Raw genomic sequence first — 12,845 nt, 5'->3', positions numbered from 1 at the left:
GACGATGGGCCCCTGGAATACCGACCAGGGGCCCATCGTCTTCTCGGCCGGAGACGCTTCAGGCCGAGCGTTCCTCGGTTGCGTTTCCGGCACCTGCGTCGTTCCGCATCACCCCGTACAGGAAGCTGCGGATCATCTCCTCGAACAGCCGCTTCGACGAGAGTTCGTTGGCGGCAAGAGCTTCGGCAAGGAGGGGCTGAGACTCGCGATCGACGTTCGGGAAGATCGTGGCTCGGGTACTCGGCTTGCGCATCGCCTCCGTGAGGACGGCACCGACGGACAGCGTCTCCATTCCGTCCAGGATCTGGACGTGAAGATGCGTCGGCACACCGGAGTCCAAGAGGAATCGTGCCGTGTCCTCGTACGTGCCGATCAGGATGTCCCGGGGCAGATACTGAAGGAGGATCGGTGCCGCATTGCGGTGCCGCAGAATTGCCTGTCGGAAATTCATGCTCAACGCCACGAAGAACTCCGGCCAGTCGGGCCCGGGCTTGCGGCGGGGACGGACGACGGAGGCGCCGGCGATGTGACGCGCCACTGCGGAGAGGATCTCGCTCTTGTCCGCGAAGTGGTGGTACAGCGACGGCGCCTGTACTCCGAGGTGCTTGGCCAGTCGCGGCAGGCTGAATGCCTCGAGTCCCTCGGAATCGATGATTTCGATGGACGCCTGCACCGCAGTTGCACGGCTGATCAGGGGCTTCGATGGTCGGGGCATATCAGGCTTTCCGGTGGGGGTGTTCGCTCGAGTGGTCAATTGGCATGATGAGGTGAATCGTAGCGGGTCGTGGTCACCTTATGGGTGTAGGCGACCTCTGTGTCGAGGAAATCGAGCAGACCGCCGCTGAGCAGGTCGTTCTCGTCCCCGCTGACCATGTGCCCGGCGCCTCCGACATCGATGTGACGGGCCGTCGGAATCAGTTCCAGCAGGTCACGTGCACCGTCTGCGCTGACGACGTCGGACTGGGCACCCCGGATCAGGAGCGTCGGTACGGTCACCGCGCGCGCCGCGGCACGGGCCCGGGTCTCCCGGACCGCGGCCTCGTCGAGACTGTTCCCCCGATACGTGATCATCCGAGGATCCCAGTGCCAGTACCAGCGTCCGTCGCGATGGCGAAGGTTCTTGCGGAGGCCCTCGATGCGCGGCGGACGGCGGCGGTGCGGGTTGTAGGCGACGACGGCGGCGAGCGCGTCGTCGAGTGTGTCGAAACCGGCGAGGCCGCTTTCCATGAACGACGTGATCTTGGCGAGGCCGCCGGGCTCGGCGCGGGGTGTGATGTCCACGAGGACCAGCGCGCGGCCGATGCCGCGGTCGCCCTGTGCGATCAACGACGCCATTCCGCCCATCGACGCGCCGACCAGCACGGGAGGCTCGTCGAGACCGGCGGCGACGGCCGCGAGGTCCCGCGCGTGGGCATCGCTGCTGTAGTCGCCGTCCTCGGCCCACTCGCTCTCGCCGTGACCGCGGGCATCGATCGCCATTGCGCACCAACCGTTGTCGGCGAGACGAAATCCGGTGCGCTGCCACGAGTGGCGGGTCTGTCCACCGCCGTGGAGAAGCAGAACGATCCCCTTCCTCGGGCCGGCCGGCTCCCATCGGTCGGCGGTGAGCAGGACTCCGTCGCCTCGGAGTTCGGTGCGAAGCGTGGTGATCGGCATGATGTTGTCGCCTTTCGTCGGTTAGTGACCGGAAGTTCCGCCGTCGACGGCCAGCGTCGACCCGGTGATGTAGCCCGAGGCCCTGCTGGCGAGGAACACCACCGCCGCGTCGAGTTCGCGCTGGGTGGCGGTCCGTCCGAGTGAACAGTCGTGGAGGAAGGCCGCGAGTGTCTCGGCCGACATTTCGCCGATCATGTCGGTGTCGACGAATCCCGGTGCGATCGCGTTGACCCGGATGCCCTTCCGTCCGGACCACTGGTGCGACAGATCCCTGGTCAGCCCGATGAGGCCCGCCTTGCTGGACGAGTACGCGGCCTGCGGGAGCACGGACTTCACCAGACCGAGCATGCTGGTGATGTTGATGATGCTGGAACCGGGTCCCATGACACGGGCGCACGCCTGCGCGGCCCAGTAGGAGCCGAACAGGTTCACGTCGAGCACCGACCGGTAGTCCTCTGGTCGCTCGCGGGTGGCGGGTGCGGCATGGGTGACGCCGGCATTGTTCACCAGGATGTCGAGCCTGCCGAACCGGTCGACCGTCGCCTGAGCCAGCGCGTCGCATTGCTGGGGGTCGGTGACGTCGGTGGGGACGACAAGGCAGTCGCGACCGCGTTCGGTCACCGATCGGGCGACCGCCTCGAGTCGGTCGCGTCGTCGCGCGGCGATCACGACATCTGCGCCCGCCTCCGCGAGTGCGCACGCGAAACCCGCACCGAGGCCGCTGCCCGCGCCGGTGACGACGGCCACGGAGTCGGTCAGGCGAAACAGGTCGAGCACCGATTCGGTTGTCGGCAGGTTCATGAGCGACGTCTCCCATCCATAATTCTAATGTTAATAGGTTTATCGCACGAGACCGCCGCGGGGCAACACCTCCGGTGGGCGTCTTGCGTGGCATTAATCTAATCGCATAAGATTTACGTGCAAGCGGAACCGAGTGGAACGAGACCTGCGAATGACCAGCAATGCGAACCAGGAACGGCGTCAGATGCAGGTTGCCGGCAAGGAAACGCTTGCCGAAGGAGTCGTGCGAGTCACTCTGGTGGACAGGGACGGTGCTGTGGTCCCGGCCTGGACACCGGGTTCGCACATCGAGCTGGTCCTCGACGACACGACCACCCGGCAGTACTCGCTGTGCGGGGATCCCGGTGACACGACGTCGCTGGCCGTGGCCGTGCTACGTGAGGCCGACGGTCGAGGTGGCTCGATCCGCGTCCACGACAAGCTCGAACCCGGTGACCTCGTCACCGTGGGGGGCCCCCGAAACCACTTCGCACTCGTCGATGCCGACTCGTACCTGTTCGTGGCGGGAGGAATCGGGATCACACCTCTTCTCCCCATGGCGCGGGAAGTGGACGCGAAGGGAACGCCGTGGAGTCTGCTCTACGGTGGGCGGACCCGCGCGAGCATGGCGTTCGCCCACGAACTCACGGCAGCGCACCCGGATCGTGTACTCGTCCGCCCGCAGGACGAGTACGGACACCTCGATCTCGCCACGGCCCTCGACGGTGTCGAACCCGGAACCGTCGTCTACTGCTGTGGGCCGGAACCGCTGTTGCAGGCCATCGAAACGGCATGCCGAGAACGCCCACACGTCACACTTCACGTCGAGCGCTTCGCGCCGAAGGATCTTCCGGCGGGCGTCGACGACGGCGCATTCGAGGTCGAACTCGGGCGATCGGGGCTGACGGTGCAGGTCGGCGCGGACGAGACCGTTCTCGACGCCGTCCTCCGCGAAGGCGTCGACGCCGACTTCTCCTGCCGGGAGGGAACCTGTGGAACGTGCGAGGTCGCGGTACTCGGCGGCATCCCGGACCATCGCGACTCCGTTCTCAGCGAGGACGAGCAGGCGGAGAACGACGCCATGATGATCTGCGTGTCCCGGAGTTGCACTCCGAGGCTGATCCTGGATCTCTGACAGATGGTGACGACGGGTGCAGAGTCGGTGGCGGTCACGAACCCGGCTCGACCCTCCGTGAAACGTGATCGGCTGCTGGTCCCGGCGCTGTGCTTCGTCGTCATGACGACGGCCGTGATGCAGACGGCAGTCGTGCCGCTGCTCCCCGCCATGGCGTCGCAACTCGGTGTCGATTCGGCTGCCGTGGGCTGGGTGGTCACGGCGAACCTGCTCGCCGCGGCAGTATCCACGCCGGTCCTGGGTCGACTCGCCGACCGGCGCGGTCCGCGCCCGGTGCTGCTGGGGACTCTCGTTCTGGTGTTCGTCGGTTCCGTGCTGTGCGCTGTCACCGAACACCTCCCGCTGCTCGCCCTCGGTCGAGTTCTCCAAGGGGTGTCGTTCGCGCTGTTCCCGATCGGCGTCGCAGTGCTGCGAGGGCGCCTCGAGTCGCGCCGGCTCCTGACCGCCATCGGGCTGATGTCGGGGATCCTGGCGGTCGGCGGGGGACTCGGCATGATCGCCGCCGGTGTGATGTACACGGAGGGTGCGGACTTCCGGCGGGTGTTCGCGCTGCTCGTCGGGCTGAACCTCGCCGCCCTCGTCGTTGCCTGGGTGGCCGTCCCTCGCGGTGGGGCGGCCCGGTCCCGCGAGGGTGTCGACCCGGCCGGCGTCGGACTGATGGCAGTGGGGCTCTCCGCGATCCTGATCGCCCTCGCCGAAGGTGGTCGGTGGGGCTGGTCCTCCGCACAGACGATCGGTGTCGGAACACTGGGGGTCGTCGTTTCGGTGGGTTGGTACCTGCACGAGCGGCGGACCCGGACACCCCTCGTCCCGCCGATGCTGCTGTCCGGCCGGCGGGTGGCGGGCACTCACCTCGCGGCGTTCCTCGTCGGAATGGCGATGTACATCCAGTTTCTCGCCGCGGCGCAGTTCGTCCAGGCATCGCACGCCGCCGTCGGATACGGCTTCGACGCGTCGGTGCTCCGTACCAGCCTCCTCGTGCTGCTCCCGGGTTCGGTGGCGGGAGTGGCCGCGGCATCGGCGAGCGGCCGATTCATTCACCGGTTCCGCGCCGACCGTGTGCTCATCGCTGCTTGCGGTATCGGGGTGGCCGGGTTCGGGATGCTGGCTCTGGCCCACACCCGGCTGTGGCAGGTGGTCGTGGCGCTCGTCGTGATCAACATCTTCGTGAGCGCGTCCTACGCGGCGTTGCCGTCGCTGCTCGTCGACGCGGTGCCGTCCGACTTCACCGGGCTCACGAACGGCATCAACGCCATTGCGCGGACCGTCGGCAGTTCGCTCGCCAGTGCCCTGGTGGCGACGTTGCTGGCGTCCGTGACAGTCGCGGGGACGGACCTGGCGTCCGAACGGGCGTTCGTGATCGCGTTCTGGGCGGGAGGAGCGTCGGCGGGTGCCGCCGGACTGGTAATCGCTTGTGCGGAACGCTTTTGGAGGGATCACGCCGATCCGGGTGTCCGATTCGGTGCAGCATCAGTTAATCTATAGATAATAGGTTTCGAGCGGTGGCGCACTGTGTCTGCCGCTACATCGATGTCGCCCGGTGGCGACGGCGGAAGGTTGAGTGGATATGGCTGCGACAATCGGGTCGGCACTGCACTGGTGGGCGGCGACGAAGGGCGACCAGCGGGCGATCGTCGTCGATGACGACGCGCTCACGTACCGGGAATTGCAGGACTGGTCGAGCCGAATTGCTCGCCGGATCGCCGAGGCCGGGATCGGGCCAGGGGATCGGGTGGGTGTCCTCGGCCCGAACTCGCTCGAGTGGCCCGCCATCGCCCTCGGTGTGCTCAAGGCGGGCGCGGTCCTCGTACCGCTGAACCCTCGGCTCAAGCCCGCGGAACTCCGTAAAGTGGTCGACGACGCGGGCGCCCGGCTGGTGCTCGCGCCCGCGGAACTCGGCGACTCGGTCGACGCGACGCGGGTACTGGGCGCGACGTTCGACTCGATGCCCTTCGAGGTATTCTCCGCGCTGCGCAGCGGCGGCGTCGACGACTTCCGGATCGATGTCGCCCCGGACGAACCGACGGCGCTGCTGTTCACCAGCGGGTCGACCGGGCTCTCCAAAGGCGTGATCTGTACCAATCGCACCTTGCTGAACATCGTCTTCGAGGCGTCGCTGACGGAAGAAGGGCTGCGGCCCGGGGCGACGACGCTGCTGGTGCTACCGCTCGTCTTCACGCCCGGCCTCGTGTGGGGTCTCCTCATGACCACCGTGCTGGGCGGCACCATCATCATCGAACGTGAGCTGAAGCCGGGACGTGCCGCCGCATTGCTGAGCGAACATCGGGTCCAGGCCCTCTTCGGTGTCCCGTTGATCTTCGACGCCATCTCCCGTGCCCCGGAATTCGACGACGCCGACCTCGGTTCCCTCCGCACGGCGATCGTCGGCGGCGCCGCAGTCGCACCCGCCCTGCTGCAGCGGTGGGCGGACAAGGGCGTCGCGCTGCGTCAGATCTACGGAATGACGGAGGCCGGGGGAGTCGCGACCGCCACGCTCGTGAGCGAAGCGTTCGACCACCCCGGGACGTGCGGAAACGGCTCTATCTTCACCGAGATGAAAGTGGTTCGCCCGGACGGGATCGAGTCCGCCCCCGGCGAGGAAGGCGAGATACTCCTCAGCGGCCCCGGTGTCACGCCCGGCTACTGGAACGACGAGGAGTCCACCGCGGCGGCGCTGCGCGACGGCTGGTTGCACAGCGGAGATCTGGGAACCCGTGACAGCGAGGGGCGCCTGCAGTTCGTCGATCGGCTCAAGGATCTCATCATCACGGGAGGAATCAACATCTCACCGGTGGAACTCGAGCGTGTAATCGGGGAGATCGACGGAGTCGAGGAAGTGGCGGTGATCGCCGCGAAGGACCCACGGTTCGGTGAGACTCCCGCCGCGATCGTGACGGTGAGCGGTGACGTCGACGAAGCGGCCATCGTCGAACACTGCGACCGACTCGTCGCCGACTACAAGGTCCCCCGATACGTCGTGATCCGGAACGAACCCCTGCCGCGCCTCCCGAGCGGAAAGCTGTCGAAGACCGCGATCAGATCCGAGTACCGCGATGTATCCGAGAGGTTCTCGAAGGTGCGCTGACACGCCCTGCGCGGAACGGACCACACACGACGAAAGAGAGCAATTCATGACGAGTATCGACCGAGAGAGCGTGGTCCTGCTCGAGCGGGACGGTGAGATCGCGATAGTGCGCCTGAATCGTCCGGATCGACTCAACGCCTTCACTCTCGAGGTGCGGGATCGGATCATCGAGGTCTTCGACGAGTGCGATGCGGACGACACCGTACGCGCGATCGTCGTCACGGGAACCGGCCGGGCCTTCTGCGCCGGTGCCGACCTCGCCGCGGGCGGCGACACGTTCGTCACGGACGACGATCCGGAAACCGGCGAGGCTCCACCGGATTCGGGCGGGCAGGCGTCGCTGCGGATCTATCGGTCGACGAAGCCTGTGATCGCCGCGATCAACGGTCCAGCTGCGGGCGTCGGTGTGACGATGACGCTGCCCGCCGACGTCCGGATCGCCTCGGACACCTCGAAGTTCGGATTCGTGTTCACCCGTCGCGGGCTCGTACCGGAGGCCTGTTCCACCTGGTTCCTGCCTCGGATCGTCGGGATCTCGACCGCCGTCGAATGGACCGTCGGCGGAAAGATGGTGTCCGCGCCGGAGGCGCTCGAACGCGGCCTCGTCCGTGAGGTCGTCCCCGCCGACCGTGTGCTGCCGAGAGCGATCGAGGTGGCTCGGGAACTGGCGGCCGGCACGTCCCCGGTCTCCGTTGCGTTGACCCGGCAGTTGATGTGGAGAATGCTCGGAGCCGACAGCCCCGAGGTAGCGCACCGGGCCGAGTCGATCGCCATTCATGTGCGCGGCACGTCCGCCGACGTCCGCGAGGGAGTCGCGGCGTTCCTCGACAAGCGCCAGCCCGCCTTTCCCCAATCGGTGTCCGACGGGTTACCCACGCTCTTCGACTGAGCGGAGATGCGGAAAGTGGTGAAGCGTACGCAGCGGCGGACGGCTCGTCGCTGAGCCGTAGACGCTGGTTCGCTGCTGATCGAAGAACGGTAGTGGGCGCGCCCGAGCCTTGCCGCCGGCGAGATTCGTGCGCCCCAACCACCTCACGCGTCCGATCGGATGTTCGATCGGACGCGTGACGTAATGGGGCTCGATGGTCGTGAAAGCTAGGTCAGTGCAGGCGAGCTGACACGATCGGGTGTCTCGTCCGCCGACTGGCGGGCGCGAGATGTCACGGTTCCTGCAAAGCCGAGCAATGAGATGACACATACCAGCGCACTGAGCCACAATGTGGTGTTGTCGAAGGCCAACGCGACGGCCACTACCGGCACGATTGCGGCACCGAGTGCGTTGCCCGCTTCGCGGCCGAGGCCGAGGCCGCTGTAGGCGTGCTCGGTCTCGAACATCTCGGTGACGTATGCGCCCATCGGCCCGAAGATTGCGGCAACTCCGACTCCGTTGCCCAGGGCCAGGATCACCCAATACATAGTGGGCGTGCCTTGACTCGACAGGACGGTGAGTCCCACCCACGCGAACACGGCGCTGTACAGGAATCCGAACACGATCACCGGCCGGCGCCCGACTCGGTCGGACAATGCTCCGAACAGCGGAATCAGCACGGCATTCGTGAGCTGCGCGGCGATCAATCCGATCAGAATCTCGGTCCCCGTGAGTCCCAACTGGTTTTTGCCGAACGTGCCCATGAAGACGATGTAGAAGTAGCCGATTCCGGTCTGGCCGATGGTCATGACGAGAACGGTCATAAGGGCCCGTGGCTGCATACGGATCACGTCGAAGACCGGAGAGCTCGCGATGCGGTCGGTTTCTTCGATCTCGCGGAACGCAGGTGTCTCGGGCAGGCTGCGGCGAAGCCACAATCCATAGGCGAGGATCATGACGCTGGATAGGAACGGAACACGCCAGCCCCATCCGAGAAAGTCCTCCTCGGACAACACAGCGGATACCAGAAGTAGCGAAGTCGTTCCCAGAACTCCACCGAGAGCGGCTCCCATGCCCGGGAGTGAACCGAGCAGGCCGCGCTTCCGCTGGGGTGCGAATTCGACGGCTACGAGAGTCGCGCCGCCATACTCGGCGCTTGCGCCGATTCCCTGCAGAATTCGCAGCAGCACCAACATGACCGGTGCCGCCCAGCCGATCTGTCCGTAGCCGGGGAGAAGACCGACCAATATTGTGGCGCTGCCCATCAGCAGCATCGTGAAGACGAGAATTCGCTTCCTGCCGATGCGATCGCCGAGACTGCCGAGGATCGCGCCACCCAGGGGGCGGACCAGGAAGCCGACCGCGAAAGTGCCTACAGCTTGCAGTGTTCCAAGGAATGGGCTCGACCCGGAAAAGAAGACACTTGCGAAGACTACCGAGGCGGCCGAGGCGTAGAGACTGAAGTCGTAGTATTCGAGGAGCGTGCCGATGAAGGCGGCCCGGCTCGCGCGTCGCGAGTCTGCAGGGGAGCGCCCAGAGTTCGCATCAGCGGCGGATTCTCTACCAGCGGTTGTGTTTTCGGTCATGAATACCTCGCGCGTATGAGTCCCGGGGCATCGCCTCGGGACAGATCGAGTGACTCACGACACACTATTCTACAGGCAATAGGTTTGTCTATTGGTTGCAGCGCATCGCCGATGCTGCGCGGAGGAATGATCGAAACGCAGTTCATCAAACTGAAGGTCGTTGTTCATCGAGGTAGGTGGAGACTGTTTTCTGCACGACGGGCGACTGCCGAATCCATCTACCGAGGCCGGCTTCTGTCGCGCCGGGGAGTGTAGCGGCCGCAGGCCGACTATCCGGTGCTGTCTTCGGTTGCCTCGGTGGTGGGACACATGCCGGAGGGTCCCCGGAGTCTCGTCAGGGGACCCTCCGTCTGCGTGCGGACCGTATCTTGCGGCCCGAGGCGTATCAGCGCGTCGACGGTGAGAAGGTGATCGGCAGCTTCTCGCATCCACGGACCTGGGACGAATGGAAGACCGCAGGGCTGCCCGGGACGAGGGCATACTCGGGGATTCTCTTGTGGATTTCCTCCAGGGCCAGTCTCAGCTCGAGCCGTGCGAGATGGGAGCCGAGACAGCGATGCGGACCGGCGCCGAACCCGATGTGGCGGTTGGGATGCCGTTCGATCTGTAGTTCGTCAGGGTCGCCGAACAGCGCTGATGTGCGGGGAGGCGGACAGGTGTACGTGGGTGAGGTGCCGCCTCCCCGCGTCGGTCAGTCGCCGATGACGGCGTCGGCCTCGATCTCGATGAGCAGGCCGGGGGCGATCAGCGCGCTGACCTCGAGGATCGTGGTGGCGGGACGAATCTCGCCGAAGACCTCGCCGTGCGCGATGCCGGCCTCTTCCCACCGGCTCATGTCGGTGAGATACATGCGGGTGCGGATCACATCGGTCGCGCTCGCGCCGGCCTCCGTGAGTGCTGCCTCGATCCGGCGCAGCGCCTCCCGGGTCTGTTCGCCGAGATCGTTTCCGCCGACGGGGCCGTCGGGACCCGACGCCGTGGTGCCCGACACGGACACGAGCTGACCGATGCGCACGGCACGGGAATAGCCGATCTTGGCCTCCCACTCGGAACCGGACGAGATGTTGTTTCTGTTCGACATGAGCGACATTGTCGCAAGCCCCGATCTGACGCTCACCAGTGCGGTCGACGGAGTTCCCGTTCCGGCTCCGCGAACCGTGCCGTCGCGGACGTCATACGCTCGGCGATCCCCGGGTGACCGGCAGCATGTCCGGCGCCGTCGACGACGTCGAGTGTTGCAGCGGGCCAGGCCTGCGCGAGTGTCCAGGCGATGTCCGGGGGTCCGCTCAGGTCGAGACGCCCGTGGGCGAGCGCGCCGGGAATCTCCGCGATTCGGTGCATGCGGTCGAGGATCTCGCTGTCGCCTCGCCACGCCGTGTGCCGCCAGTAATGGGTGACGAGGCGTGCGAAGCAGGCCCGGAACCGGGGATCCTCGTACCGCGGATTGGCGCGGTGGTCGGCGGTGACGTGGACATGCCGGTCTTCCCACTCGCACCACTTCCGTGCTGCCTCGTATCGCACGGAGGGATCGGGATCCTCGAGGAGGTCGTTGTACGCCTCGGCGAGGCTGCCTGTTTGCTGCGCGACCGGAACCCCGTCCCGGAATCGGGCCCACTCGGCGGGGAAGAACCGTCCCACATCGCGCGTGACCCATTCGACTTCGCGAGCGGTGGTGGTCACGACCAGACCGAGTACCAGTTCGGACACACGGCCTGGATGCGCCTGGGCGTAGGCCAGACCGAGAGTCGAACCCCACGACCAGCCGAGGACGAGCCATCGATCGATGCCGAGTTCCGCACGCAGGCGTTCGATGTCCGAGACGAGGTGGTCGGTGGTGTTGGTCGAGAGGTCGACGCGCGGATCGCTCGCGTGAGGAGTGCTTCGGCCGCAGCCGCGTTGATCGAAGAGGATGACGCGGTACAGCTCGGGATCGAAGTACCGCCGCATTCCCGGAGTGCACCCGGAGCCGGGGCCGCCGTGCAGCACCACTGCAGGTTTGCCGGCGGGATTTCCGCACTGTTCCCAGTGGATGAGGTGTCCGTCGCCGACGTCGATCCTGCCGTTCGCGTGTGGTTCGGTCGCGGGATAGAGGCCGTTGGCGTCCCTGGCGGTCACACGTCGACAGTAGTCCGATCCGGCGAAGCCTTGACACCGGTTAGAACAAATGTTCGCATGTACTCATGAGGTGGGATGGGCAAGCGGTCGACGCCGACGACGGTGCACTGCCGGGGCTGGAACGCGCCGGGCTCGTGCGCAGCGTGCAGACACCCGAGTTCGACGGCATCACCTTCCACGAGGTGCTGTGCAAGAGCGCGCTGAACAAGATGCCCGAGGAGTCACAGCTGCCGTTCCGGTTCACCGTCAACGCCTTTCGTGGATGTTCGCACTCGTGTCGCTACTGCTTTGCGCGGCCCACCCACGAATACCTCGACCTCGACGCGGGCCGCGATTTCGACAGTCAGATCGTCGTGAAGACCAATGTCGCGGCGGTGCTGCGCAAGGAGCTGGGGCGTCGGTCGTGGAAGCGTGAACACGTGGCGCTCGGCACCAACACCGATCCCTATCAGCGAGCGGAAGGCCGGTACCGCCTGATGCCCGGCATCATTCGCGCGCTGGCCGAATCCGCCACCCCGTTCTCGATTCTGACCAAGGGGACGTTGCTCCGACGCGACCTCCCGCTGCTGGCTCTCGCCGCCCAGCAGGTGCCGGTCAGCATCGGCGTGTCGCTCGCGATCCACGATCCCGACCTTCAGAAATCGATCGAGCCGGGAACGCCCACTCCGAAGGCGCGCCTCGATCTGATCCGGGCGATCACGGACGCCGGCCTGCCCTGCAATGTGATGGTGGCCCCCGTCATTCCCTTCCTGACCGATTCGGTGCGGCATCTGGACGGACTACTCGAATCCATCGCCGATGCCGGCGCCTCGGGTGTGACCGTCTTTCCGATGCACCTGCGCGGTAGCACCAAGGGCTGGTTCATGAACTGGCTGTCGACGGAGCATCCGGCGCTCGTCCGTCAGTACCGGCAGTTGTACGGGCGGGCGGCCTACGTTCCGCCCGAATACAAGTCGTGGCTGAAGCAGCGAGTCGACCCTCTCGTCGACCGGTACGGCCTGGGCGGTGGGGCGAACCATCGCGAGGCCGGGAACACCGAGGCCGTCGAGTCCGATCGCGGTGAACTGGTCGGAGCCGGTCGTCCCGGGGCGGCGCTCACTCTCTTCTGACGTGAACCGTCCGCTTCGGCTCGTACCACTCTGTGCCGGCAGGTTCTCCCGCCATGTTCCAGCTCCACGAAATGGCCGGTGCGATGCGAACATAGAGGCCGGGGCCGACCATGCCGTCCCGTTCCACCGGCTGATCGGCCGTGCCGTAGATCCGGATGGACCGCGCGACGAACGGTTCGAACGACACCAGGTCGTCGACGACCAACGACACCTTGGCGTTCCCGGCCCGGATGTTCCGGAACTTGCGGGTACCGGCGACCGACGGGCCGGAACCTCCCACCCAGAAGTCGGTTCCGTCGAACTCGAATGCGAGTGGAACCACGTCGGGTTGCCCGTCTGCGCCTACGGTGGCGACGCGAGCGATCGGCTGCGACCGCAGGTAGGCGATCTCTTCGTCCGTGAACGACATGGAAGTCTCCTTTTCGATGTCACCCGATGTCACGGTGTCGACACTAGAGCGTGTCTGCTTATGGCGGACGCGATGATGGATGACGAGCGCCGCGTAGGAGGT

The 12,845-nt window shown here is 66.1% G+C and carries 12 protein-coding genes and 1 pseudogene; 5 read left to right on the top strand and 8 right to left on the bottom strand.

Translation table 11 applies throughout. The annotated features are described in order from the left end of the window. Nucleotides 1–58 precede the first annotated feature (58 nt). Genes WKC72_RS24365 through WKC72_RS24355 form a run of 3 tightly spaced genes read right to left on the bottom strand, consistent with a single transcriptional unit; the run spans nt 59 to nt 2,457 of the window. The gene (locus WKC72_RS24365; protein WP_370179763.1) at nt 59–715 is read right to left on the bottom strand and encodes a TetR family transcriptional regulator; all 657 of its coding nucleotides are present in this window, start codon (nt 713–715) and stop codon (nt 59–61) included. Nucleotides 716–750: 35 nt separating this feature from the next. After that, the gene (locus WKC72_RS24360; RefSeq protein WP_370179760.1) at nt 751–1,656 is read right to left on the bottom strand and encodes an alpha/beta fold hydrolase; all 906 of its coding nucleotides are present in this window, start codon (nt 1,654–1,656) and stop codon (nt 751–753) included. A 21-nt stretch (nt 1,657–1,677) separates the two neighbouring features. Beyond that, on the bottom strand, nt 1,678–2,457 hold the full coding sequence (locus tag WKC72_RS24355) for an SDR family NAD(P)-dependent oxidoreductase (RefSeq protein ID WP_370179757.1): 780 nt from the start codon (nt 2,455–2,457) through the stop codon (nt 1,678–1,680). Nucleotides 2,458–2,608: 151 nt separating this feature from the next. Between WKC72_RS24355 and WKC72_RS24350 the strand changes: the two genes are divergently transcribed. The 4 genes from WKC72_RS24350 (at nt 2,609) to WKC72_RS24335 (ending at nt 7,545) form a co-directional block, all read left to right on the top strand. Next, complete coding sequence (locus WKC72_RS24350; RefSeq protein WP_370179754.1) at nt 2,609–3,571, top strand: 2Fe-2S iron-sulfur cluster-binding protein; 963 nt, start codon at nt 2,609–2,611, stop codon at nt 3,569–3,571. 57 nt (nt 3,572–3,628) lie between these two features. Further along, nucleotides 3,629–5,056, top strand: a complete 1,428-nt coding sequence (locus WKC72_RS24345) for an MFS transporter (RefSeq protein WP_370179752.1) — start codon at nt 3,629–3,631, stop codon at nt 5,054–5,056. Between the two features lie 82 nt (nt 5,057–5,138). Continuing rightward, nucleotides 5,139–6,656 (top strand): class I adenylate-forming enzyme family protein, encoded by a 1,518-nt coding sequence (locus tag WKC72_RS24340; protein WP_370179750.1) that lies wholly within the window; start codon nt 5,139–5,141, stop codon nt 6,654–6,656. A 46-nt stretch (nt 6,657–6,702) separates the two neighbouring features. Next, nucleotides 6,703–7,545 carry an enoyl-CoA hydratase-related protein gene (locus tag WKC72_RS24335; protein ID WP_370179748.1) on the top strand — a complete coding sequence of 281 codons (843 nt, stop codon included), beginning with the start codon at nt 6,703–6,705 and terminating at the stop codon, nt 7,543–7,545. A 206-nt stretch (nt 7,546–7,751) separates the two neighbouring features. Here WKC72_RS24335 and WKC72_RS24330 read toward each other — a convergent pair whose 3' ends face one another. The 4 genes and pseudogenes from WKC72_RS24330 to pip all read right to left on the bottom strand — a co-directional run bounded on the left by WKC72_RS24330 (nt 7,752) and on the right by pip (nt 11,225). Then, nucleotides 7,752–9,110 carry an MFS transporter gene (locus tag WKC72_RS24330; RefSeq protein WP_370179746.1) on the bottom strand — a complete coding sequence of 453 codons (1,359 nt, stop codon included), beginning with the start codon at nt 9,108–9,110 and terminating at the stop codon, nt 7,752–7,754. A 385-nt stretch (nt 9,111–9,495) separates the two neighbouring features. Beyond that, a pseudogene (locus WKC72_RS24325) lies at nt 9,496–9,738 on the bottom strand (cytochrome P450); the annotation flags it as partial. 63 nt (nt 9,739–9,801) lie between these two features. Continuing rightward, the gene (locus WKC72_RS24320; protein ID WP_268790612.1) at nt 9,802–10,200 is read right to left on the bottom strand and encodes a RidA family protein; all 399 of its coding nucleotides are present in this window, start codon (nt 10,198–10,200) and stop codon (nt 9,802–9,804) included. 23 nt (nt 10,201–10,223) lie between these two features. Then, entirely contained in the window at nt 10,224–11,225 is a 1,002-nt protein-coding gene (pip, locus tag WKC72_RS24315; protein WP_370179743.1) for a prolyl aminopeptidase, read from the bottom strand. Nucleotides 11,226–11,290: 65 nt separating this feature from the next. Here pip and WKC72_RS24310 point away from each other — a divergent pair, with 65 nt between their 5' ends. Continuing rightward, nucleotides 11,291–12,334 carry an Rv2578c family radical SAM protein gene (locus tag WKC72_RS24310; protein WP_037237616.1) on the top strand — a complete coding sequence of 348 codons (1,044 nt, stop codon included), beginning with the start codon at nt 11,291–11,293 and terminating at the stop codon, nt 12,332–12,334. On the opposite strand, the gene WKC72_RS24305 is transcribed toward WKC72_RS24310, so the two are convergent. Then, complete coding sequence (locus WKC72_RS24305; protein WP_268790610.1) at nt 12,321–12,743, bottom strand: PPOX class F420-dependent oxidoreductase; 423 nt, start codon at nt 12,741–12,743, stop codon at nt 12,321–12,323. The two genes, WKC72_RS24310 and WKC72_RS24305, sit on opposite strands and share 14 nt — an antisense overlap. Between the last annotated feature and the right edge of the window lie 102 nt (nt 12,744–12,845).

It is taken from the genome of Rhodococcus wratislaviensis, from assembly GCF_041228765.1.
Classification (GTDB): Bacteria; Actinomycetota; Actinomycetes; order Mycobacteriales; family Mycobacteriaceae; genus Rhodococcus_F; species Rhodococcus_F wratislaviensis.
Note: the sequence above shows the minus strand (reverse complement) of the source record. Positions and strands in the feature narration are given on the sequence as shown.